Here is a 22360-nt window from a genome sequence, read left to right as displayed (position 1 = left end):
CTGGCTCCTTAGGGCAACAGACCTTTGACGTCGATCGGTTTGGCTTCGTTTTCGGCTTCGCCTTTGGCTTTGCCGTCAATCGCCATACCGGCCATCCGGTAGAAGTTATATTCCGGATATTTACCCGGCCCCGAGATCAACAGATCTTCTTTTTCGTACACCAGATCCTGACGCTTGTACTCACCCAATTCGAAATCCGGCGTCAGCTGGATAGCGGTAGTCGGGCAAGCCTCTTCGCACAGGCCACAGAAGATGCAGCGCGAGAAGTTGATGCGGAAGAACTCCGGATACCAACGGCCGTCTTTCTGTTCCGCTTTTTGCAGCGAGATACAGCCGACCGGGCAGGCAACCGCACACAGGTTACAGGCGACGCAGCGCTCTTCGCCGTCCGGATCGCGCGTCAGCACGATGCGGCCGCGGTAGCGCGGCGGCAGGTAAACCGGTTCTTCCGGGTACATCTGGGTTTCACGCTTGGCGAAGGCATGCATGCCAATCATCCAAATGCTGCGCACCTGGGTGCCGAAACCAACCACTAACTCTTTCAATGTCATGGTTTATTCACCCCTTATTGAGCGTTGTACAAAATGACCGCGGCGGTTGCCAGCAGGTTCAGCAGCGTCAGCGGCAGGCACACTTTCCAGCCGAAAGACATCACCTGGTCATAACGCGGACGCGGCAGCGCGGCGCGGATCAGGATGAACATCATCATGAAGAAGGCCGTTTTCAACGCGAACCAGATGAATGGCGGCAGGAACGGACCCTGCCAGCCGCCGAAGAACAACGTCACAATCAGGGCGGACACGGTGACGATACCGATGTATTCCCCCACGAAGAACAGACCGAACTTCATGCCGGAATATTCGATGTGGTAACCGTCAGCCAGTTCCTGCTCGGCTTCCGGCTGGTCAAACGGGTGACGGTGACACACCGCCACGCCGGCGATCGCGAAGGTCACGAAGCCGAAGAACTGCGGAATGACGTTCCAGACGTGCGCCTGCGATTCAACGATAGCCTGCATGTTGAACGAACCCGCCTGCATCACCACGCCCATCAGCGACAGGCCGATGAACACTTCGTAGCTCAGGGTTTGCGCAGAAGCGCGCATCGCGCCCAACAGCGAGTATTTGTTGTTGCTCGACCAGCCGGCGAACAGCACGGCGTACACCGCCAGGCCGGCCATCATCAGGAAGAACAGAATACCGATGTTGAGATCGGACACCGCCCAGGTCGGGCTGACCGGTACGATGGCAAATGCCAGCAACAGGGAAGTAAAGGCGATCATCGGCGCCAGGGTGAAGATCACCCGGTCGGAGAATCTCGGCACCCAGTCTTCCTTGAAGAACATTTTGATCATGTCGGCGACCAGCTGCAGCGAGCCGCCCCAGCCTACGCGGTTCGGTCCGTAACGGTTCTGGAACAGGCCGAGCAGGCGGCGTTCGCCGAAGCTCATGAACGCCCCGCACGCCACGACCACCAACAGGATCACGACCGCTTTAAGAACGGCGATCAGAATGTCGATCACCTCAGGGGTAAACCAGCTCATCGTGCCGCCTCCCGCAGATTGTCTACCTTAGCACCCACCAAGATCGGCGGGATCCCTGGCAAGCCGAGCGGCAAACCAACCTGGCCCTGGGTCAGGGTTTCACTCAGACGCACCGGCAGACGCAAGGTCTGGCCCGCACAGCTGAACTCCACCAGGCTGCCCGCGTTGACGCCAAGCGTCGCCGCGTCGGCCGGGTTGACCATCACGTAGGCTTCCGGCATGCGCTGCTGGATCACGTGAGAGCGCTGCGACATTTCATCGCTGCCGAACAGGTGGTAGTAAGGCGCGACACGCCAACCGTCGTTCGGATTGAAGGCGGCTGGCACGCGGTCGAAGTAACCGAGGCTGCCCTCCCCTGCTTCGATCAGGCGCACGCCCGGATCGCCGTGGCGCAGTTTGCCGCCCACTTCGGCCTGGAACTTGTTCCATGCCTGCGGTGAGTTCCAGCCTGGCGCCCAGGCGAACGGGATCTGCTGACGATCGGCCAGCGGGCTGTTGTTCCCTTCCATCGAGAAGGCGAACATGGTGTCTTTATCCTGCGGCTGACGCGGCTCGTGCACGCTGATGTTGGCGCGCATGGCGGTACGGCCGCTGGAACGGTGCGGCGAACGCGCCAGCTTCTGACCGCGAATGCGGAAAGTCGCGTCCGGCGCGGCATCGACGATGCCCTGCAGCTGCGGCAACGCGGCGACGCAAGCGGCGATCACGTCATCGAGCTGAGTCCAGTCCACATGGCGGCTGGTGTAGGTGGAGTGCAGCGAGTGCATCCAGCGCCAGCTTTCCAGCATCACGGTGAACTGATTCTTCTTGGCGTCATCGTAGTAAGCCGGATCGTATACCTGGAAGAAGCGCTGCGCGCGGCCTTCCTGGTTGATCAGCGTACCGTCGCTCTCGGCAAAGCTGGCCGAGGAGAGGATCAGGTTGGCTTTGTCCATGATCGCGGTGCGCTGGTGATCGGCGACGATCAGGTTATTGACCTTGGCCAACGCCGCGTCCACCTGCGCCGCCGGCGCATGGCGATAGAGATCGTTTTCCATCACGATGGCGGTGTCGGCTGCGCCGCTCGCCAGCTGTTCCAGCGCCTGATCGAGCGAACCGCCGCCGATCATCGCCAGGCCCATGCTGTTGGCGGCGCCCGCCACGAAGGTGATGCCGACGTCGGAACCGCGGCCCTTCAACGCTTTGGCGATGTTGGCCGCCGCTTCGATGATGGCTTCGCTGCCGGCGTTGCTGCCGGTCACGATCAGCGGTTTGCGTGCGCCGGTCAGCGCCTGCACGATGATATCGACTTTCTTGTTCAGGCCATCGGCCAGATCGTTCACCGCCGGCGCTGCGCTATCCAGCGCGTGCGCGATGGCGAAGCCAAAGCGCGCCTGCTCGTCTACCGGCGCGCGGTAGTTCCAGGCGGCGATGTCGTCCAGGCGGGTGTTGTCGACGTTGGTGGTGAACAGCGGGTACTTGGCGTGCTGGCCGATGTTCTGCACCGCCGCGATCTGCCAGTCGGCAACGCGCTGCGCCGCCGCCATCGCGCGGGCTTTACCCTTGACGGCCTGACGCACGGACAGCGCGATGCGCGCGCCGGTTTGCGTCAGGTCTTCGCCCAGCACCAGCACCGCGTCGTAATCTTCGATCTCACGCAGCGCCGGCGTATGAACGCCGCCGTTCTTCAGCACGTTCAGCATCAGCGCCAGGCGTGATTGCTCCGCCTGAGCGATACCGGTGTAGTAGTTCTCGGCGCCGACCAGCTCGCGCAACGCGAAGTTGCTTTCCAGGCTGGCGCGCGGGGAGCCGATGCCGATGGTTTTCTTCGCCTGACGCAGGATGTCCGCCGCGCCCTGCATCGCCTGCTCGGCGTTCAGGGTTATCCAGTCGTCGCCGCGCAGCTGCTGCGGTTGACGCGGACGATCTTTCTGGTTGACGTAGCCGTAACCGAAACGGCCGCGGTCGCACAGGAAGTAGTGGTTCACGCTGCCGTTGTAACGGTTTTCGATACGGCGCAGCTCGCCATAACGCTCGCCCGGGCTGGTGTTACAGCCGATGCTGCACTGCTGGCAAATGCTCGGCGCGAACTGCATGTCCCATTTACGGTTGTAGCGTTCGGAGTGCGTTTTGTCGGTGAAGACGCCGGTCGGGCACACTTCCACCAGGTTGCCGGAGAACTCGCTTTCCAGCGTGCCGCTTTCCGGGCGACCGAAGTAGACGTTGTCGTGCGCGCCGTACACGCCGAAGTCGGTGCCGTCCGCATAGTCTTTGTAGTAACGCACGCAGCGGTAGCAGGCGATGCAGCGGTTCATCTCGTGCGAGATAAACGGCCCCAGCTCCTGGTTGTTGTGGGTGCGCTTGGTGAAGCGGTAGCGACGGAAGCTGTGGCCGGTCATTACCGTCATATCCTGCAGGTGACAGTTACCGCCTTCCTCACAGACCGGGCAATCGTGCGGGTGGTTGGTCATCAACCACTCGACCACGCTTTCACGGAACTGCTTCGCTTCGCCGTCATCGATGGAGATGAAGGTGCCATCGGATGCCGGGGTCATACAGGACATCACCAAACGGCCGCGCGTATCTTCCGCGTTTTGGTATTGCTTTACCGCACATTGGCGGCAAGCGCCGACGCTTCCCAGCGCCGGATGCCAGCAAAAGTAAGGAATATCAAGGCCGAGGGAGAGACAAGCCTGCAGCAGGTTGTCCGCTCCGTCTACCTCATACTCTTTGCCGTCTACATGAATCGTAGCCATAGTCAGCATGCTTCCAAGTGGCCTGCCTTGCGGCAGGCGTTAATCAAAAATTCTGGCCGTGTTCGGGCGAGTCGGCTTACCAGCGTTGCTTCAGCAGATTGTTCGGCTGAATGCCGCCAATCGCATGCGCGTTGCCGAAGTGCTGCACGGCGATACCCGCCTCGAACTCTTCACGGAAATATTTAATCGCGCTTTGCAGTGGCTCTACGGCACCTGGCGCGTGGGCGCAGAAGGTTTTGCCCGGGCCGAGGGAACGGCACAGCTGTTCGAGGGTTTCGATATCCCCCGGCTGCCCTTCGCCGTTTTCCAACGCACGCAGGATCTTCACGCTCCACGGCAGGCCATCTCGGCAAGGCGTACACCAGCCGCAGGACTCGCGGGCGAAGAACTCTTCCAGGTTGCGCACCAGCGGCACCATGCCGATCTCGTGGTCTACCGCCATCGCCAACGCGGTGCCGAGACGGCTGCCGGCTTTGCCGATCGCGCCGTATTCCATCGGCAGATCGAGGTGATCGGCGGTCAGGAAGTCGGTGCCCGCGCCGCCCGGCTGCCAGGCTTTGAAACGCAGACCGTCGCGCATGCCGCCGGCGTAATCTTCCAGGATTTCGCGCGCGGTGGTGCCGAACGGCAGCTCCCAGACGCCCGGATTTTTCACCCGGCCGGAGAAGCCCATCAGCTTGGTGCCTTTGTCTTCACTGCCGGAGATGCCGGTGTACCACTCCACGCCGTTCGCCAAAATGGCCGGCACGTTGCACAACGTTTCGACGTTGTTGACGCAGGTCGGCTTGCCCCAGACGCCGGCGCTGGCCGGGAATGGCGGCTTGGAACGCGGGTTGGCGCGGCGGCCTTCCAGCGAGTTGATCAGCGCGGTTTCTTCACCGCAGATGTAACGGCCGGCGCCGGTGTGGACGATCAGCTCGAAATCAAACCCGGTGCCGAGAATGTTCTTGCCCAGATAGCCGGCTTCGGTGGCTTCCGCGATGGCGCGACGCAGGTGCGCCGCCGCTTCGATGTACTCGCCGCGCAGGAAGATGTACCCGCGGTAGGCTTTCAGCGCGAACGCGGAGATCAGCATGCCTTCCACCAGCAGGTGCGGCAGCTGCTCCATCAGCAGGCGGTCTTTATAGGTGCCCGGCTCCATCTCATCGGCGTTACACAGCAGGTAACGGATGTTCATGGATTCATCCTTCGGCATCAGGCTCCACTTCAAACCGGTGGAGAAGCCCGCGCCGCCGCGGCCCTTCAGCCCGGAATCTTTCACCAGGCCGACGATCTCGTCCGGGGCCAGGCCTTTGAGGGCCTTCTCTGCGCCGGCATAGCCGTTTTTGCTGCGGTATTCGTCCAGCCACAGCGGCTGCTTGTCATCGCGCAGACGCCAGGTCAGCGGATGCGTTTCGGGAGTGCGTACAATGTGCTTGGTCATTGATACTGCTCCAGTAGCGTCTCGATATCTTCAGGCTTCAGCTGACTGTGCGTGTCGTCATCAATCATCATGGTCGGCCCTTTATCGCAGTTGCCCAGACAGCAGGTCGGCAGCAGCGTGAAGCGGCCATCAAAGGTGGTTTGACCCGGTTTGATGTTCAGCTTCTTCTCGATAGCGGCCTGAATGCCCTGGTAACCGGTGATGTGACAAACAACGCTGTCACAATAACGGATCACGTGACGTCCTACTGGCTGACGGAAAATCTGGCTGTAGAACGTGGCCACGCCTTCTACGTCGCTGGCGGGGATGCCCAGCACTTCCGCGATGGCGTAAATCGCACCGTCCGGAACCCAGCCGCGCTGCTTCTGCACAATTTTCAGTGCTTCGATGGAAGCGGCGCGCGGATCCTCGTAATGGTGCTTTTCGTGCTCGATCGCATCACGTTCTTCCGCGCTCAGTACAAATGCATCAACGCCGCTCTGAGGAGCGGCTGCATTGATGGGCTCGAGCGCATCATTGACTGCGTGATTGTCTTTTTGATCATGCATAGTTAGCGGTCCACATCTGACATTACAAAATCGATACTACCCAGATAGACGATCAGGTCGGAAACCAGGCTGCCTCGGATGACCGATGGGATCTGCTGCAGGTGCGCAAAGCTCGGCGTACGTACCCGGGTGCGGTAGCTCATGGTGCTGCCGTCGCTGGTCAGGTAGTAGCTGTTGATCCCTTTGGTGGCTTCAATCATCTGGAATGATTCGTTGGCTGGCATCACCGGGCCCCAGGAAACCTGCAGGAAGTGGGTGATCAGCGTTTCAATGTGCTGCAGCGTGCGCTCTTTCGGCGGTGGCGTGGTCAGCGGGTGATCGGCCTTGAACGGGCCTTCCGGCATATTGTTCAGGCACTGTTCGAGGATGCGCAGGCTCTGGCGCAGCTCTTCCACCTTCAGCATCACGCGGGTGTAGCAGTCGCTGTTGCCGTCGCCGACCGGCACTTCGAAGTCGAAGTTCTCGTAGCCGGAGTACGGGCGCCATTTACGCACGTCGAACTCGACGCCGGTGGCGCGCAGACCGGCACCGGTCACGCCCCATTCCAGCGCTTCTTTGGCGTTGTAAGACGCGACGCCGATGGAACGGCCTTTCAGAATGCTGTTCTTCAGCGCCGCTTTCACGTAGGAATCCAGACGCTTCGGCATCCATTCGAGGAATTCACGCAGCAGGCGATCCCAGCCGCGCGGCAGATCGTGCGCGACGCCGCCGATACGGAACCAGGCCGGGTGCATACGGAAGCCGGTGATCGCTTCCACCAGATCGTAGATCTTCTGGCGGTCGGTAAAGGCGAAGAACACCGGGGTCATCGCGCCGACGTCCTGAATGAAGGTGGAGATGTACAGCAGGTGGCTGTTGATGCGGAACAGTTCGGACAGCATCACGCGAATGGTGTCAACGCGCTCCGGCACCTTGATGCCGGCCAGCTTTTCAACCGCCAGCACGTAAGGCATTTCGTTCACGCAGCCGCCGAGGTATTCGATGCGGTCGGTGTACGGAATGTAGCTGTGCCAGGATTGACGCTCGCCCATCTTCTCGGCGCCGCGGTGGTGATAACCGATATCCGGCACGCAGTCGACGATCTCTTCGCCGTCCAGCTGCAGAATGATGCGGAACGCACCGTGCGCAGACGGGTGGTTCGGGCCGAGGTTGAGGAACATGAAGTCTTCGTTCTCGGTGCCGCGCTTCATGCCCCAGTCTTCCGGCTTGAAGGTCAGCGCTTCCATCTCCAGATCTTCTTTCTGCTTGGTCAACACGAAAGGATCGAATTCGGTGGCGCGCGCCGGGTAGTCCTTGCGCAGCGGGTGCCCTTCCCAGGTCTGCGGCATCATGATGCGCGACAGGTGCGGGTGGCCGTCGAAGGTGATGCCGAACATTTCCCAGGTCTCGCGCTCATACCAGTTGGCGTTTGGGAACACCTTGGTGGCCGTCGGCACGTGCAGGTCTTTTTCAGACAGCGCCACCTTCAGCATGATGTCGCGGTTGCGCTCGATGGAAATCAGATGGTAGAAAACAGAGAAGTCCGCAGCGGGCAGGCCGTCGCGGTGGGTGCGAAGACGTTCGTCCACGCCATGCAGATCGAACAGCATGACATACGGCTTCGGCTGTTTTCTCAGGAACGTCATTACTTCCAGTAACTGGTCAAGTTTAACCCATACCACGGGCATGCCGGTGCGGGTGGCCTGAACAGTAAAGGCTTCCGGCCCAAAACGGTTGCGCAGTTCGCCGATCACCGGGTCGTCAAGGTGATCTCGGGTCTGCCAGGCAGGCAAGGCGTCGTGCGTCGTCAAATCTGTCATAATTTTTTTTCACCACACTAAAGGGTTATTCGCCGCAAGTTTCACTTTTCGCTGTGTTAACCAATAGCGCACTAAGATGGACGTTAAATGAACGTCTTAAATCTCGTCAGGCGTCCGGAGGTTGGTCACCGCGATGCGCTCGCCGTGTTTACGCTCTCTTTCAGACTGCATATTGGCGCGGTAAACGCCCTGATCGCCGACAACCCACGACAGTGGGCGACGTTCTTTGCCGATGGATTCCTGCAGCAGCATCAGCGCTTGCATGTAGGCTTCCGGACGCGGTGGGCAGCCGGGAATGTACACGTCGACCGGCAGGAACTTGTCCACGCCCTGCACCACGGAATAGATGTCGTACATGCCGCCGGAGTTGGCGCAAGCGCCCATCGAGATCACCCACTTGGGCTCCAGCATCTGCTCGTACAGGCGTTGGATAACCGGGGCCATCTTGGTGAAGCAGGTGCCGGCCACCACCATCAGGTCAGCCTGACGCGGGGAGGCGCGCAACACTTCCGCACCGAAACGCGCCACGTCGTGAACGGCGGTAAACGACGTCACCATCTCCACGTAACAGCACGAAAGGCCGAAGTTATACGGCCAAATAGAGTTTTTACGCCCCCAGTTCACCATGTCATGCAGCGCATGCTCGAGTTTACCCATGTAAACCGTGCGGTGGACCTGTTGTTCCAGGGGATCGGCGACGATCTCCTGTTTTTGCAGGGGATAACGGTCGTTCTCACCGTTCGGGTCTATGCGGGTGAGCGTATAGTCCATCTTAATGCCTCGCTGTTACTGCGGATGACTGTTGGTGTTAGTGATCGTGCTCGGTTTGCTGCGGCGTTGGGAACGCGCCGGAGTCCAATCCAACGCGCCGATGCGCACCAGATAAACCAGACCGGCCAATAGCACCAAAATGAAAATGGCGGCTTCGATAAAGCCTACCCAGCCGCTCTCGCGAATCGAGACCGACCAGGCATACAGGTATAAGGCTTCAACGTCGAAAATAACGAAGAACATGGCCACCAGGTAGAACTTGGCGGACAAACGCATGCGCGCCGTGCCGACCGAGTCGATACCTGATTCAAACGGGGTGTGTTTGGCGCGCGCCCGGGCTCTCCCGCCCAAGAAGAACGCGCCCAGCAGCATTAAGCCGCAGAGCCCGATAGCCACAACGAGAAATACGGCGAGCGCCCAGTGATGAGCGATAACTTCAGTGGTTGTTGACATACTCTATGCTTACTCATCAAAAGTGGCGTCGATCGCACTGCTCTTGTCACCGGCAGTTAGTGCGCCACATCGATTTAAGGGAAGGATAAATAACCACACAAACAAACTGCTTTTACAGCGAGTTAGGCAGCGTTTTTCTGTGGGCTTTTTACTCCTTTCTATAACCTTTTGTCAACTTTGACAAAAGTATCTACACACTAGTTTACATACGTATCATTTGATTAACATTTGATGCGCCAGGGACAGGCTAAATCGTGTCAGTTAATTTTTGTGTAGAAACAGATAGATATAAACCAACATGCACATTTCAGTTTTACTATACCATTGTCTCAGGAATTCCCTGTTCTTCCACTCACTACCTAGGGGTATTTTTTTGATCCAGGACACGTTTTCAGCATAAATCCTCAAAAAAAGTGTGGCCCTTTAACAATTTTCCTCAAATTGAGCCGCAAAAACGGCCGCTATAAGCTAACAAAATAACCCTGCTATTACCATGCCTTTAACCCATTCAATCTTATTGCTCAAAAAACGAACTTAGCGTATTAAACCCGGCCAAACTCTCTTTTCAGTAACGCTTAAAAGTTAACAAAACATCCAACTCAATTAAAAAAACAAACCAAACACATATAAATACAATTTTAGGTAAAAAAAGGACAAAAAAAACCTCCGCCGAAGCAGAGGTTTTCATCAGATATCGCGCCGCAGCGTTATTCTTCTTCGTCCACCAGGCTGGCGTCATCCTGATCGCTCTGGAGACCGCCTTCCGCGCCGTTGAAGCCATAGCCGTCATTGCCGCCCTGCATCGCGCTAAAGATGGCCATCGCCAGCTCGTTGCTGCACTGCGCGTTTTTGCACAGCGCATACTGGGTATCCGGCAACGGCGGCAAACCTTCCGCCGCGCCCAGCACCCGCAGGTCAGGGCTCATCATCTCGATCGGCCGCGCGGTCACGCCCAGGCCGGCCTTGCAAGCCGCCCGCACCGCGGACAGCGTGGAAGCGACGTAGGCGATGCGCCACGGGATGCCGGCTTCGTCCAACTGCTTGATCGCCAGCGAACGGAACGGGCTTGGCTCGTCCATCACCACCAGCGGGATCGGCTCGCCGGCCTGGTAATGGTAATCGGCGGCGCAGTACCACAACGTCGGCGACGTGCGCAGCACGATGTGCGGATGCCCTTCGGGATCGGCCGTGGTCACCGCCAGATCGATCTCGCCCTCTTCCAGCAGATCGACCATCGTCGTGCTGCGCTTCACGCGCACGTCAATAGCCAGCTTCGGATAGATGGCGGTTACGCGGTTCAGCAGGAAAGGCAGAATGGTATCGGCGGTGTCGTCGGAAGCGCCGATGGTCAGAACACCTTTAATATTGTTGTACATCAGAGAGGTACAGGCTTCATCGTTAAAGCGCAGGATTTTTCTGGCATAACCGAGAAGCTGAATACCATGCTCAGTCAGAAGTTTGTTGCGCCCATGGCGGGCAAACAGTTCTTTGCCGACCAGTTGCTCTAATCGCTGCATTTGTTGGCTGACGGCTGATTGAGTACGGCAAACGGCGACAGCCGCCGCTGCGAAAGTATTCAAATCAGCAACCGCAACAAAGGTTCTTAGCAGATCGAGGTCGAGATTAAGTATCGGACGATTTGCAGTTGTCATAGTGTATTCTTCACTTTTTTAAATTCTAATTTACGAACTACTACCCTGGTGTGTTTCTCAGACGCCGTTGAAAAAGGACGGAGCCTGTTATGACAGTACCCCACTCATAAGTGGAGGGCAAAAAAATTACTTATGATTCGTTACCTCTATCGCTTTTTGAAATGCGATCTATCGATGCTGCTTATAGAACGCGGGGGACTAAATGCCGGCATACGGGGAAAACCCCCACCGGGCCTGAGATTTTACTCATTCATACTGCCTAATTTCCACTCCATTCGTGCTACTGATAACCCTTATCAACTGGCGTTCAGACTGCATTTACGAGCAAGAAATATAAATAATTAACGGCACCGACTTCGTGTCACCACGCAATGAATTTAATAAATTCAATCAGTAAGATTTTTACTTTAAATAATATTCTCATAACCACATAAACAATGCTTAAGATAAAATATAAAGTAAAGCTTATGTAAATATGCCATTTTTCTTAGTGTGGTGTGTCATCTGACAACCCGCTATCAGACAACTCCGGTATTATCGTTCCTTTACAGTTACTGAAAACCATTCTCCCTTACGGCTTATCAGTTCTCCACACCCAAGCGCTGACGCCAGCGCGTCGCGTTGAACGACGCTCGATTTCGCAGAACAAAACCCTAGTAAAATTATAGTTCATGAAATTATGAACCACAAAATAACTTTACCTTTGCTTATCATAACTAAAATCCCCCGTTACGACATGCATTTGCACCAAAGGCGTGCAAAACCCTTCAAAAGCAACTACGCCAGGAGTACATTGGGCGGGTTGCGGCGTCCCACGGTAGGAGCGCCCCTATCCCAGCAAAAGGCTCAACTTTTTATGTCCCCCATTGAGAAATCCAGCAAACTGGACAACGTCTGCTATGACATTCGCGGCCCGGTGCTTAAAGAAGCTAAACGTCTTGAAGAAGAAGGCAATAAAGTCCTGAAACTGAACATCGGCAACCCTGCCCCGTTCGGCTTCGACGCCCCGGACGAAATCCTGGTCGACGTGATCCGCAATCTGCCCACGGCGCAAGGCTACTCCGATTCCAAAGGCCTCTTCTCGGCGCGTAAAGCGATCATGCAGCACTATCAGGCGCGCAACATGCGTGACGTGACCGTTGAGGATATCTACATTGGCAACGGCGTCTCCGAGCTGATCGTTCAGTCCATGCAGGCGCTGCTCAACAGCGGCGACGAAATGCTGGTGCCGGCGCCGGACTATCCGCTGTGGACCGCCGCAGTGTCGCTGTCCGGCGGCAAGGCCGTACATTACCTGTGCGATGAGCAGGCCGGCTGGTTCCCGGATCTGGACGACATCATCAGCAAGATCACCCCGCGCACCCGCGGCATCGTGATCATCAACCCGAACAACCCGACCGGTGCGGTCTACAGCAAAGCGCTGCTTGAGCAGATCGTCGAGATCGCCCGTCAACACAACCTGATCATCTTCGCCGACGAGATCTACGACAAGATCCTGTACGACGAAGCAGAGCACCACTCGATCGCCGCGCTGGCGCCGGATCTGCTGACCGTGACCTTCAACGGCCTGTCGAAGACCTACCGCGTGGCGGGTTTCCGCCAGGGCTGGATGGTGCTGAACGGGCCGAAAAAGCACGCCAAAGGCTATATCGAAGGGCTGGAGATGCTGGCTTCGATGCGCCTGTGCGCCAACGTGCCGATGCAGCACGCGATTCAGACCGCGCTGGGCGGTTATCAGAGCATCAGCGAATTCATTCAGCCCGGCGGCCGCCTGTACGAACAGCGCAACCGCACCTGGGAATTGCTCAACGACATCCCGGGCGTCTCTTGCGTGAAGCCGCAGGGCGCGTTGTACATGTTCCCGCGCATCGATGCCAAACGCTTCAACATCCACGACGACCAGAAACTGGTGCTGGATCTGTTGCTGCAGGAAAAAGTGCTGCTGGTGCAGGGCTCCGCGTTCAACTGGCCTTACCCCGATCACGTGCGCATCGTCACCCTGCCGCGCGTAGACGAACTGGAAATGGCGGTCGGCAAGCTGGGCCGCTTCCTGGAAGGCTATCACCAATAATCATCAGGGGCGCAGCGCCTCGCTGCGCCCTTCCCTCACAGCCCGGTTGCAAAATTCGCCGACACTGCTTCACAATGAGGCCCTCACTTGCCGTTAAAGAGAGCACCATGAGTCAGAGCCATTTCTTCGCCCATCTGTCCCGCCTGAAACTGATCAACCGCTGGCCGCTGATGCGCAACGTGCGCACCGAGAACGTCTCCGAACACAGTCTGCAGGTGGCCTTTGTCGCCCACGCGTTGGCGGTGATCAAGAACCGCAAATTCAACGGCAACCTCAACGCCGACCGCGTTGCGCTGTTGGCGATGTACCATGACGCCAGCGAAGTGATCACCGGCGACATGCCGACGCCGATCAAATACTACAATCCGCAGATCGCCCATGAGTACAAGAAGATCGAAAAGATCGCCCAGCAAAAGCTGCTGGACATGATCCCGGCGGAGCTGCGCAACGATTTTCGCACCATCCTCGATGAGCATTATTACAGCGAAGATGAAAAGCAGGTGGTGAAGCAGGCTGACGCGCTGTGCGCCTACCTGAAATGCCTGGAAGAGCTGTCTGCCGGCAACAACGAATTCACCCTGGCCAAGGCGAGGCTGGATAAAACCCTGGAACAGCGCCGCAGCCCGGAGATGGGCTACTTCATGGAAGTGTTCATTCCCAGCTTCAGCCTGTCGCTGGACGAAATCAGCCTCGACAGTTCGCTGTAACCCCGCCGGCGCAGCCTCGCTGCGCCGTTAAAAACCATAGAGCCACGGCACCACAATCACGCTGACCGCCATCACCAGCAGGGTGAACGGCACGCCGAGACGCACGAAATCGCCGAACTTGTAATTGCCCGGCCCCAGCACCAGCGTGTTGACCGGTGAAGAGACCGGCGTCATAAAGGCGGCGGACGCGGCGATGGCGATAATCATCGCGAACGGGTATGGCGAGACGCCCATTTCGCGCGCGGCGGCGATGGCGATCGGCGCCATCAGCACCGCCGTCGCGGTGTTGGAAATAAACAGCCCGATAGTCGCGCACAAGACGAACAGGCACAGCAGCATCACGCGCGGCCCCGCCCCGCCGGCGACATCCATCAGCCCGCTGACGATCAGACTGACCCCGCCGGTCTTTTGCAGCGCCTGCGCGAACGGCATCATGCCGACGATCAAAATGATGCTCGGCCAATGGATCGATTTATAAGCGCTCTCCATGTCGATACAGCGGAATTTGCCCATCAGCAAACAGGCGATCAGCGCCGCGATCGGGTTGGGGATTTCGTCGGTCAGCATCATCGCCACCATCAACGCCAGGCAAAACAGCGCGTGCGGCGCCTGTGTGATGGCCGGCGCCACTTCGTCCACTTCGGCCGGCAAGTTGAGCACGATAAAGTCATGGGTTTTGGCCTGCAGTTGACGGATCGCCTTCCAGTCGCCGATCACCAGCAAAATGTCGCCCAGCTCCAGCGGCTCGTCCACCAGTTTGCCGCCGAGCGTCTCGCCGTGGCGGCGGATGCCCACCACGTTCAGATCGTAGCGGCTGCGGAACGCCGCTTCGCGCAGGCTTTTGCCCAGCAGCGCCGAGTCAGGGATCAGCGAGACCTCCGCCATGCCGACGTTGCGCGACTGTTCCGAGAAGTAATCGCCGCGCAGCACCATCGGCTCCAGCCGCTGTTCGCCGCAGAATTCGCGCAGATCGATCTGGCTGTCCGACATGTCGATCAAGAGGACGTCGCCCTCGCGCAGCTCGGTGCTGCCGGAGGCGCTGACCATCACCCGCCGGAAGCGTTTCCAGCGCTCGATGCCCACCACGTTGGCGCCGTAGCGCGCACGCAGGTGCAGTTCATCCAGCGAACGCCCAATCAGCGGCGAAGCGCTGCGGACAGCCAGCCGCCGCGCGCGGCCGGTCAGTCTGTAATCGCGGATCAGATCGCGGAAGGTGCGGCGCTGCCAGCCGTCGCCGGCTTTGCCCGTGTCACCGCTGCCCAGCCAACGCCGGGCGATCAGCATGTAGCCGACGCCCAGCGCCAGCACCACCAGGCCGATCGGCGTCACGCTGAAGAAACCGAAACCATGGATGCCTTCGCGCACCAGCTCGCTGTTGACCACCATATTGGGTGGCGTGGCCACCAACGTCATCATGCCGCTGATAAGCCCGGCAAAGCTGAGCGGCATCATCAGCCGCCCCGGCGCGATCTTCATTCTGGCCGTCACGCTGAGCACCACCGGGATAAAGATCGCCACCACGCCGGTCGAGCTCATAAATGCCCCCAGCCCGGCGACCGTCACCATCAGCAGCATCAACATTTTGGTTTCGCTGCTGCCGGCCACTTTCACCAACCAGTCGCCCACCTGATAGGCCACCCCGGTGCGTACCAACCCTTCGCCGATCACGAACAGCGCGGCGATCAGAATCACGTTGGGATCGCTGAACCCGACCGTCGCCTCCTGCAGGCTGAGCGTGCCGCTCAGCACGAAGGCGATGATCACCAACAGCGCCACCACGTCCATGCGCAGCTTGTTGGTGGTAAACAGCACGATGGCAATCAGCAGTAAACTCAGCACCCACAGTAATTCGCTGTTCAAAACGGCCTCATCCGGCAAATGTCCAAGGGCTTAAAAAATAGCATAAAAAAACCCCGCAAAGGCGGGGTCTAATCAATTAGGGTGAAGATAATGCCACTCAGGCCAGTAGGCGAACGATCGCGCCCTGCGCCGTTTTATCAACGGCGATCTGCGCCAGCGAATCCAGCCGCAGGTCAACCTGCTCCAGCTTCGGCGCGTCGGCCGGGGCGTTGACCGCAATCACCTGGCAGCCCGCCGCCAGCCCCGAAAGAATGCCGGCCGGCGCGTCTTCAACCACCACGCACTCGTGCGGCGCCAGCCCCAGACGTTCGGCGCCCAGCAGGTAGGCATCGGGCTGAGGCTTGCCGTGTTTAACCTGCTCGGCGGTGATGAACACCGCCGGCTGCGGCAAACCGCCGGCCTGGCGGCGAGCGCCGGCCACCGGCACCGAACCGGAGGTGACGATCGCCCAAGGGATGCCGAGCGCGTTCAGGCGCTCCAACAACGCGATGGCGCCCGGCAGCGCGCGAACGCCTTCGGTATCCTGCGCTTCCACCTGCTCCAGCAGTTGGAACTCGCGCTGAATTTCCGCTTCGCTTTCACCCGGCATAAAGTGGCGCAGAGAAGTAATGGCCTGTTTACCGTGAATGAAGTCCAGCACCGCTTGCGGATCGACGCCGCGACGCTCGGCCCAGTGCGTCCAGGCGCGCTCTACCGCCGGCAGCGAATCCACCAGGGTGCCATCAAGATCGAACAGAAAACCCTTACACTCCACAGAAAACCTCTTTTTAATCAAGCATTGATGATTTGCGCTATCTCAACGGCGCTCAAGTGATACTGGCGCGGGCAGGCCAGCCAGATCGCCAGCATACGCTGGTATTTTTCCCACATTTTGGTCTGGGCGTTGAAACCGTGGCTGCCGGAATCGAAGTGAGTATAGCGCCCCTCGGTGTTGACCAGGAAACGCACATAGCTCAGGTAGCGCGCCTCGGTGGCGGCGTCGAAGCCGAGAAACGCCAGGCGGCGCTCGTCCAGCCCCTGTTTCTCTTTCAGATTGCCCCAGGAAACCTGCAGCGCATGGTGCATCTCCATCACGTTGATGATGGTGCGGCACACCTCTTCGCTCAGTTCGCCAAAGTCACGATCCAGCTCGCGCATTTGCAAGCCGAAGCCGCGTTCGACGATGGTTTGCAACCGGCGATAACGATCGCTGTTGTCCGGATCGAGTAGCGTCATCATCTTGTACTGATTCGACAGGATCAGGCGCTGGGCATGGGTCATTTCCATCAGGATTTCCTCATTTCTGTATGATGGCGGGAGCATCGCACAGCGCAAGAACGCAGGAAATCACAACTCGACCGTTCTTTGATTTAAACCGGGGTTATTGGCGCTTTGACGAGAAAGGCCGCATCAGCGCGGCCTTTTTCATTTACAGATCGTCGAGGAAGGTTTTATCCAACTGCTTGAAGGCGCGCTTAAGCAGATCGGCCAACGTCTGATAGGTGGGCGTGCCCTCGAGCGGCGCCACCGCCTGCCCGGCTTCCGTCAGCTTGTTGCGCACCTCATGGAACCATTGCAGCAGCGTCGGCGGCAGCGGCGTAACAGAACGGCGCCCCAGCCACCACAAGCCCTGCATCGGCAGGCTGCAGGCGAACAGCGCGGTGGCGATCGCCGGGCCGAGCTGGCCGCCCAGCGCGATCTGCCAGGTCAGCGTGAAAATCGCCAACGGCGGCATGAAACGGATAGCGAAACGGGTGGCACGCGCAACGCGGTTCTCCGGAAAGACCGGTGCCAGACGTTTGTCTGACGGCCAGGTTTTCATATAATGCTGCCCGCGCTGGAAGACCTGAAACCAGCTTACGGAACCGGACGGTTTGCTCGTCATTGCGTACCTCAACGTCACGTAAAGAAACTAAAAGCGTGCTGCCAGAGCCCATACTAAAAAATTTGAAGCTTTAAATTTATTTTGTGTTTGCACCGGGCTATCGGTATCCTAAGCCGGCCTTGTGGCCGGTAGAAGATGACGTAAATTTTGTCAACTTTTAGCCCTATAAAAATCAAGATTATTTAAACCGCAGAGAAATCATCGGTTTTTCCATCATCCTGTGATTTGTGCACTTCACATGATGTTAATCATAAATGTCATCGGCACTATGCGCTACGCTTGTTGTCTGATTGACGATTAATTCACCACGTGTGTTCGATTTTCTTTTAACAACACGACTATTTAAGTAGGTACTTCCATGTCGAGTAAGCTAGTACTGGTTCTTAACTGCGGCAGTTCTTCTCTGAAATTCGCCATCATCGATGCCGTTAACGGCGACGAATTCCTCTCCGGTTTGGCCGAGTGTTTCCACCTGCCTGAAGCTCGCATCAAGTGGAAAATGGACGGCGCCAAACACGAAGCTGCCCTGGGGGCCGGCGCTGCACACAGCGAAGCGCTGAACTTCATTGTTAATACTATTCTGGCACAAAAACCAGAGCTTTCTGCGCAGCTGACCGCTATCGGCCACCGCATCGTGCACGGCGGCGAGAAGTTTACCGCTTCCGCCGTGATCAACGACGAAGTTCTGCAGGGTATCAAAGATTCCGTGCCGTTTGCACCACTGCACAACCCGGCTCACCTGATCGGCATCGCGGAAGCGCTGAAATCCTTCCCTCACTTGGCTGACAAGAACGTTGCCGTGTTCGACACCGCGTTCCACCAGACCATGCCGGAAGAATCTTACCTGTACGCCCTGCCGTACAGCCTGTACCGCGACCACGGCGTTCGCCGCTACGGCGCACACGGCACCAGCCACTTCTACGTGACTCAAGAAGCCGCGAAGATGCTGAACAAGCCGGTAGAAGAAGTGAACGTGATCACTTGCCACCTGGGCAACGGCGGCTCCGTCACCGCAGTGCGCAACGGCCAGTGCGTTGACACCTCCATGGGTCTGACCCCGCTGGAAGGCCTGGTAATGGGCACCCGCAGCGGTGACATCGATCCGGCTATCATCTTCCACCTGCACGATTCTCTGGGCATGAGCGTTGATCAGATCAACAAGATGCTGACCAAAGAATCCGGCCTGCTGGGCCTGACCGAAGTCACCAGCGACTGCCGTTACGTTGAAGACAACTACGACAGCAAAGCCGACGCCAAACGCGCCATGGACGTGTTCTGCCACCGTCTGGCCAAATACGTCGGCGCCTACAGCGCGCTGATGGAAGGCCGTCTGGACGCGGTGATCTTCACCGGCGGCATCGGCGAGAACGCCGGCATGGTGCGTGAGCTGACCCTGAACAAACTGGGCCTGCTGGGCTTCGAAATCGACCACGACCGCAACATGGCCGCTCGCTTCGGCAAATCCGGCGCCATCACCAAAGACGGCAGCCGCCTGGCGCTGGTGATCCCGACCAACGAAGAGTTGGTCATCGCGCAGGACGCATCCCGCCTGACCGCGTAATGCTCTCAAAACACCGTCAGCCCAGGCTGACGGTGTTGTTTTAGCCTCATGTTAATCGTGAAGAGGACTATTCTGTGTCACGTACTATTATGTTGATCCCCACCGGCACCAGCGTCGGCCTGACCAGCGTCAGCCTGGGTGTCATCCGCTCCATGGAGCAAAAAGGCGTTCGTCTGAGCGTGTTCAAACCTATCGCTCAACCGCGCACCGGCGACAACGCACTCGACCAGACCACCACCATCATCCGCAGCAACTCCACCATTCCGGCGGCCGAACCGCTGCGCATGGACTACGTTGAGGGCCTGCTGAGCTCCAACCAGCAAGACGTGCTGATGGAAGAGATCGTGGCTCGTTACCACGAGAACACCAAAGACGCGGAAGTGGTGCTGATCGAAGGCCTGGTGCCGACCCGCAAGCATCAGTTCGCCAACGCGCTGAACTACGAGATCGCCAAAACCCTGAACGCCGAGATCGTCTTCGTGCTGGCGCTGGGCAACGACTCCCCGGCGCAGCTGAAAGAGCGCATCGAACTGGCGCGCACCAGCTTCGGCGGCAGCAAGAACAAAAACATCACCGGCGTTATCATCAACAAGCTGAACGCGCCGGTCGACGATCAGGGCCGCACCCGTCCTGACCTGTCCGAAATCTTCGACGACTCCACCAAGGCCAGCATCGCCCACGTCGATCCTGCGCAGCTGTTCGCCAACAGCCCGCTGCCGGTTCTGGGCTGCGTGCCGTGGAGTTTCGATCTGATCGCCACCCGCGCCATCGACATGGCTCGCCACCTGAAGGCCCGCGTGGTCAACGAAGGCGACATCATGACCCGCCGCGTGAAGTCCGTGACTTTCTGTGCGCGCAGCATCCCGCACATGCTGGAACACTTCCGCCCTGGCTCCCTGCTGGTGACCTCCGCAGACCGCCCTGACGTGCTGGTCTCCGCCTGCCTGGCGGCGATGAACGGCGTGGAAATCGGTGCCATCCTGCTGACCGGCGGCTACGCCATCGACGAGCCGATCAAGAAGCTGTGCGAACGCGCCTTCCAGACCGGCCTGCCGGTGTTCATGGTTGACACCAACACCTGGCAAACCTCGCTGAGCCTGCAGAGCTTCAACCTCGAAGTGCCGGCGGACGACCACCAGCGCATCGAGAAAGTGCAGAACTACGTGGCCAGCCACATCAGCACCGAGTGGATCGACTCGCTGACCGCTACCTCTGAGCGTTCACGCCGCCTGTCTCCACCGGCGTTCCGTTACGAACTGACCGAGCTGGCGCGTAAAGCCGGCAAGCGCATCGTGCTGCCGGAAGGCGACGAGCCGCGCACCGTGAAAGCGGCGGCCATCTGCGCCGAACGCGGCATCGCGGAATGCGTGCTGCTCGGCAACCCGGACGAGATCCAGCGCGTCGCGGCAGCGCAAGGCGTTGAGCTGGGCAAAGGCATCGAAATCGTCGATCCGGTCGCCGTGCGTGAAAACTACGTGCCACGTCTGGTTGAGCTGCGCAAGAGCAAGGGCATGACCGAAGTGGTCGCGCGCGAGCAGCTGGAAGACAACGTGGTGCTCGGCACCCTGATGCTGGAACAAGGCGAAGTCGACGGCCTGGTCTCCGGTGCGGTTCACACCACCGCCAACACCATCCGTCCGCCGTTGCAGCTGATCAAAACCGCACCGGGCAGCTCGCTGGTCTCCTCCGTGTTCTTCATGCTGCTGCCTGACCAGGTACTGGTCTACGGCGACTGCGCGATCAACCCGGATCCGACCGCCGAGCAGCTGTCTGAAATCGCCATCCAGTCTGCGGATTCCGCCGCGGCCTTCGGCATCGAGCCGCGCGTGGCGATGATCTCCTACTCCACCGGCAACTCCGGTGCGGGCAGCGACGTAGAGAAAGTGCGCGAAGCGACCCGTCTGGCGCAGGAAAAACGCCCGGATCTGATCATCGACGGCCCGCTGCAGTACGACGCCGCCATCATGGCCGACGTTGCCAAGTCCAAGGCGCCGAACTCACCGGTGGCCGGCCAGGCGACCGTGTTCATCTTCCCGGATTTGAACACCGGCAACACCACCTACAAAGCGGTACAGCGCTCCGCTGACCTGGTTTCCATCGGCCCGATGCTGCAAGGCATGCGCAAGCCGGTGAACGACCTGTCGCGCGGCGCACTGGTTGACGATATCGTCTACACCGTCGCGCTGACGGCGATCCAGTCTTCCCAGGCTGACGCTGCCGCCGCCAAGGCGTAATAAACCGTTAAAAAAAGCCAGTCAGGTAATCCTGACTGGCTTTTTTATGCCTGATATTCTTGGTGATGATGCTGTTTTAGACAATACCCGCCAAATCCGCAGCACCCACCATCATCGCCAAGCGCTGACGCCCCGTGCAGAAAAATCAATGGTAGGCATGATGGGGATTTGGCTTTTCGTGGCATAGAAAAATGCCGAATTCGTAAAGGAATACACCTTCCCGGAAAAATTGATGGTGACGCGGTTGCCCTCGCCGCGGATAGTTGCATCAGCCCGATCCGCCGTCAAAATTGGCGCGCTTTGACTCAGCACGTTGATAGGGTCGCCATCCAGGCTTCCGTTCAAATAGTAACGATACACATCCGTGTCGGTGGCCCCCGCATTCTGGTACTCGGTGACATAGAGCCAAATCTCGTCGGTCAACTGCTTTTTGCTGTAGAGCTTATCGTCATAAGTATCGCGGGTGGCATACCAATACCCCGCAAAGCCAACGACAATAACCAACAAAACCGTCGTCAATAGCCGATGAGCCCATTTAGTAACCATGCCGAGTTGCATAATCAATTCCTTCTCAAGCGTTATACCAATCACCCCGCTTCACACACATTGCTGCCCCAGTCATCTCATTCATCCCTTCTCTGGCTTTATTACTTCGCGCTGGCAATAACCTGCGAAATCTGGCCGTCACTGATTTTCAGCGAGAAACTGCGCTGCCAGAAACGTTTGGAATCTGCATCCTGAGGATCTACGGTACTGATTGCCACGGTATATGGCACATTGCTCTCAAATGCCTTGAACGAGTATGGGATACATTGGCCGGGCGTAATCGTCTCAACGGGCTTCGGCGGTAGAATGGTCCTACGCCAGAGTTCATGCGTTTGGCTACCCAACCGGTGTTCAATAGCGATACTGACCAGACTGACCCTGCCACTCTGTGTTGGGTCGGTTTGCGGTAAAGAGAAACAGAGATCATTTCCCCTCAGCGTAATATCCGCAGTATAAAAACGTTGCTTTTCAAGCATACAGCCACTGAGCAACATCATCATGATGAGCGTAGAACGGGATAGCGTGATCTCGCCTAGCGTCAGCCTTCTGAACGAGCCTCTTGCTGTTATCATTATTCACTCCATGAATATAAC

Annotated in this window: 19 protein-coding genes; 4 read left to right on the top strand and 15 right to left on the bottom strand. The window is 58.3% G+C overall.

Annotated elements, in window-relative coordinates:
• Nucleotides 1–8: 8 nt before the first annotated feature.
• From nuoI to lrhA, 9 genes are all read right to left on the bottom strand, one after another.
• On the bottom strand, nt 9–551 hold the full coding sequence (nuoI, locus tag ACJ8J1_RS02590; RefSeq protein ID WP_025160170.1) for an NADH-quinone oxidoreductase subunit NuoI: 543 nt from the start codon (nt 549–551) through the stop codon (nt 9–11).
• Between the two features lie 14 nt (nt 552–565).
• On the bottom strand, nt 566–1543 hold the full coding sequence (nuoH, locus tag ACJ8J1_RS02585) for an NADH-quinone oxidoreductase subunit NuoH (protein ID WP_033643858.1): 978 nt from the start codon (nt 1541–1543) through the stop codon (nt 566–568).
• Nucleotides 1540–4278, bottom strand: a complete 2739-nt coding sequence (nuoG, locus tag ACJ8J1_RS02580) for an NADH-quinone oxidoreductase subunit NuoG (protein ID WP_004936025.1) — start codon at nt 4276–4278, stop codon at nt 1540–1542. Before nuoG ends, nuoH begins: the two co-directional genes overlap by 4 nt.
• Nucleotides 4279–4354: 76 nt before the next feature.
• Complete coding sequence (gene nuoF / locus ACJ8J1_RS02575) at nt 4355–5701, bottom strand: NADH-quinone oxidoreductase subunit NuoF (protein ID WP_015378579.1); 1347 nt, start codon at nt 5699–5701, stop codon at nt 4355–4357.
• The gene (nuoE, locus tag ACJ8J1_RS02570) at nt 5698–6249 is read right to left on the bottom strand and encodes an NADH-quinone oxidoreductase subunit NuoE (protein WP_015378580.1); all 552 of its coding nucleotides are present in this window, start codon (nt 6247–6249) and stop codon (nt 5698–5700) included. Before nuoE ends, nuoF begins: the two co-directional genes overlap by 4 nt.
• A gap of 2 nt (nt 6250–6251) precedes the next feature.
• Nucleotides 6252–8048 (bottom strand): NADH-quinone oxidoreductase subunit C/D, encoded by a 1797-nt coding sequence (gene nuoC, locus ACJ8J1_RS02565; protein WP_033643859.1) that lies wholly within the window; start codon nt 8046–8048, stop codon nt 6252–6254.
• A gap of 96 nt (nt 8049–8144) precedes the next feature.
• The gene (locus tag ACJ8J1_RS02560) at nt 8145–8819 is read right to left on the bottom strand and encodes a NuoB/complex I 20 kDa subunit family protein (RefSeq protein WP_004936039.1); all 675 of its coding nucleotides are present in this window, start codon (nt 8817–8819) and stop codon (nt 8145–8147) included.
• Between the two features lie 15 nt (nt 8820–8834).
• Nucleotides 8835–9272 (bottom strand): NADH-quinone oxidoreductase subunit NuoA, encoded by a 438-nt coding sequence (gene nuoA, locus ACJ8J1_RS02555; RefSeq protein ID WP_004936040.1) that lies wholly within the window; start codon nt 9270–9272, stop codon nt 8835–8837.
• Nucleotides 9273–9979: 707 nt separating this feature from the next.
• Nucleotides 9980–10924, bottom strand: coding sequence for a transcriptional regulator LrhA (lrhA, locus tag ACJ8J1_RS02550; protein WP_033643860.1), 945 nt, complete (start codon nt 10922–10924; stop codon nt 9980–9982).
• An 856-nt stretch (nt 10925–11780) separates the two neighbouring features.
• On the opposite strand from lrhA, the gene ACJ8J1_RS02545 reads away from it, so the two are divergent.
• Both ACJ8J1_RS02545 and yfbR read left to right on the top strand, forming a co-directional pair.
• Nucleotides 11781–12995, top strand: coding sequence for a pyridoxal phosphate-dependent aminotransferase (locus ACJ8J1_RS02545; protein ID WP_019453720.1), 1215 nt, complete (start codon nt 11781–11783; stop codon nt 12993–12995).
• A 107-nt stretch (nt 12996–13102) separates the two neighbouring features.
• Nucleotides 13103–13702 carry a 5'-deoxynucleotidase gene (gene yfbR / locus ACJ8J1_RS02540; RefSeq protein ID WP_033643861.1) on the top strand — a complete coding sequence of 200 codons (600 nt, stop codon included), beginning with the start codon at nt 13103–13105 and terminating at the stop codon, nt 13700–13702.
• A gap of 27 nt (nt 13703–13729) precedes the next feature.
• On the opposite strand, the gene ACJ8J1_RS02535 is transcribed toward yfbR, so the two are convergent.
• The 4 genes from ACJ8J1_RS02535 to yfbV all read right to left on the bottom strand — a co-directional run bounded on the left by ACJ8J1_RS02535 (nt 13730) and on the right by yfbV (nt 17426).
• Nucleotides 13730–15562, bottom strand: a complete 1833-nt coding sequence (locus ACJ8J1_RS02535) for an SLC13 family permease (RefSeq protein WP_033643862.1) — start codon at nt 15560–15562, stop codon at nt 13730–13732.
• 97 nt (nt 15563–15659) lie between these two features.
• A complete protein-coding gene (locus tag ACJ8J1_RS02530) occupies nt 15660–16316 on the bottom strand; it encodes a sugar phosphatase (RefSeq protein ID WP_033643863.1) in 657 nt (218 codons plus the stop codon).
• Nucleotides 16317–16333: 17 nt separating this feature from the next.
• Entirely contained in the window at nt 16334–16828 is a 495-nt protein-coding gene (locus ACJ8J1_RS02525; protein ID WP_033643864.1) for a YfbU family protein, read from the bottom strand.
• 142 nt (nt 16829–16970) lie between these two features.
• A complete protein-coding gene (gene yfbV / locus ACJ8J1_RS02520; protein WP_004936061.1) occupies nt 16971–17426 on the bottom strand; it encodes a terminus macrodomain insulation protein YfbV in 456 nt (151 codons plus the stop codon).
• A 358-nt stretch (nt 17427–17784) separates the two neighbouring features.
• On the opposite strand from yfbV, the gene ackA reads away from it, so the two are divergent.
• Both ackA and pta read left to right on the top strand, forming a co-directional pair.
• Nucleotides 17785–18987: an acetate kinase gene (gene ackA / locus ACJ8J1_RS02515; RefSeq protein WP_004936063.1), complete on the top strand. Its 1203-nt coding sequence runs from the start codon at nt 17785–17787 to the stop codon at nt 18985–18987.
• A gap of 74 nt (nt 18988–19061) precedes the next feature.
• Nucleotides 19062–21221, top strand: a complete 2160-nt coding sequence (pta, locus tag ACJ8J1_RS02510) for a phosphate acetyltransferase (protein WP_004936066.1) — start codon at nt 19062–19064, stop codon at nt 21219–21221.
• Nucleotides 21222–21332: 111 nt separating this feature from the next.
• Here pta and ACJ8J1_RS02505 read toward each other — a convergent pair whose 3' ends face one another.
• Together ACJ8J1_RS02505 and ACJ8J1_RS02500 are read right to left on the bottom strand one after the other, a co-directional pair.
• On the bottom strand, nt 21333–21779 hold the full coding sequence (locus ACJ8J1_RS02505) for a hypothetical protein (RefSeq protein WP_033643865.1): 447 nt from the start codon (nt 21777–21779) through the stop codon (nt 21333–21335).
• Between the two features lie 89 nt (nt 21780–21868).
• Nucleotides 21869–22339: a putative T6SS immunity periplasmic lipoprotein gene (locus tag ACJ8J1_RS02500; RefSeq protein ID WP_229597901.1), complete on the bottom strand. Its 471-nt coding sequence runs from the start codon at nt 22337–22339 to the stop codon at nt 21869–21871.
• Between the last annotated feature and the right edge of the window lie 21 nt (nt 22340–22360).

Origin of the sequence: Serratia sp. CY37869 (assembly GCF_052168895.1) — a bacterium.
Lineage (GTDB): Bacteria > Pseudomonadota > Gammaproteobacteria > Enterobacterales > Enterobacteriaceae > Serratia > Serratia ureilytica.
The sequence above is the reverse complement of the archived record's forward strand: the minus strand, read 5'-3'. Positions and strand labels throughout refer to the sequence as shown.

Excerpts from the sequence above, each read along its gene's own strand:
- nuoI (WP_025160170.1), bottom strand. The coding sequence starts at position 551 with ATGACATTGAAAGAGTTAGTGGTTGGTTTCGGCACCCAGGTGCGCAGC.
- nuoH (WP_033643858.1), bottom strand. The coding sequence starts at position 1,543 with ATGAGCTGGTTTACCCCTGAGGTGATCGACATTCTGATCGCCGTTCTT.
- nuoG (WP_004936025.1), bottom strand. The coding sequence starts at position 4,278 with ATGGCTACGATTCATGTAGACGGCAAAGAGTATGAGGTAGACGGAGCG.
- nuoF (WP_015378579.1), bottom strand. The coding sequence starts at position 5,701 with ATGACCAAGCACATTGTACGCACTCCCGAAACGCATCCGCTGACCTGG.
- nuoE (WP_015378580.1), bottom strand. The coding sequence starts at position 6,249 with ATGCATGATCAAAAAGACAATCACGCAGTCAATGATGCGCTCGAGCCC.
- nuoC (WP_033643859.1), bottom strand. The coding sequence starts at position 8,048 with ATGACAGATTTGACGACGCACGACGCCTTGCCTGCCTGGCAGACCCGA.
- ACJ8J1_RS02560 (WP_004936039.1), bottom strand. The coding sequence starts at position 8,819 with ATGGACTATACGCTCACCCGCATAGACCCGAACGGTGAGAACGACCGT.
- nuoA (WP_004936040.1), bottom strand. The coding sequence starts at position 9,272 with ATGTCAACAACCACTGAAGTTATCGCTCATCACTGGGCGCTCGCCGTA.
- lrhA (WP_033643860.1), bottom strand. The coding sequence starts at position 10,924 with ATGACAACTGCAAATCGTCCGATACTTAATCTCGACCTCGATCTGCTA.
- ACJ8J1_RS02545 (WP_019453720.1), top strand. The coding sequence starts at position 11,781 with ATGTCCCCCATTGAGAAATCCAGCAAACTGGACAACGTCTGCTATGAC.
- yfbR (WP_033643861.1), top strand. The coding sequence starts at position 13,103 with ATGAGTCAGAGCCATTTCTTCGCCCATCTGTCCCGCCTGAAACTGATC.
- ACJ8J1_RS02525 (WP_033643864.1), bottom strand. The coding sequence starts at position 16,828 with ATGGAAATGACCCATGCCCAGCGCCTGATCCTGTCGAATCAGTACAAG.
- yfbV (WP_004936061.1), bottom strand. The coding sequence starts at position 17,426 with ATGACGAGCAAACCGTCCGGTTCCGTAAGCTGGTTTCAGGTCTTCCAG.
- ackA (WP_004936063.1), top strand. The coding sequence starts at position 17,785 with ATGTCGAGTAAGCTAGTACTGGTTCTTAACTGCGGCAGTTCTTCTCTG.
- ACJ8J1_RS02505 (WP_033643865.1), bottom strand. The coding sequence starts at position 21,779 with ATGCAACTCGGCATGGTTACTAAATGGGCTCATCGGCTATTGACGACG.
- ACJ8J1_RS02500 (WP_229597901.1), bottom strand. The coding sequence starts at position 22,339 with ATGATAACAGCAAGAGGCTCGTTCAGAAGGCTGACGCTAGGCGAGATC.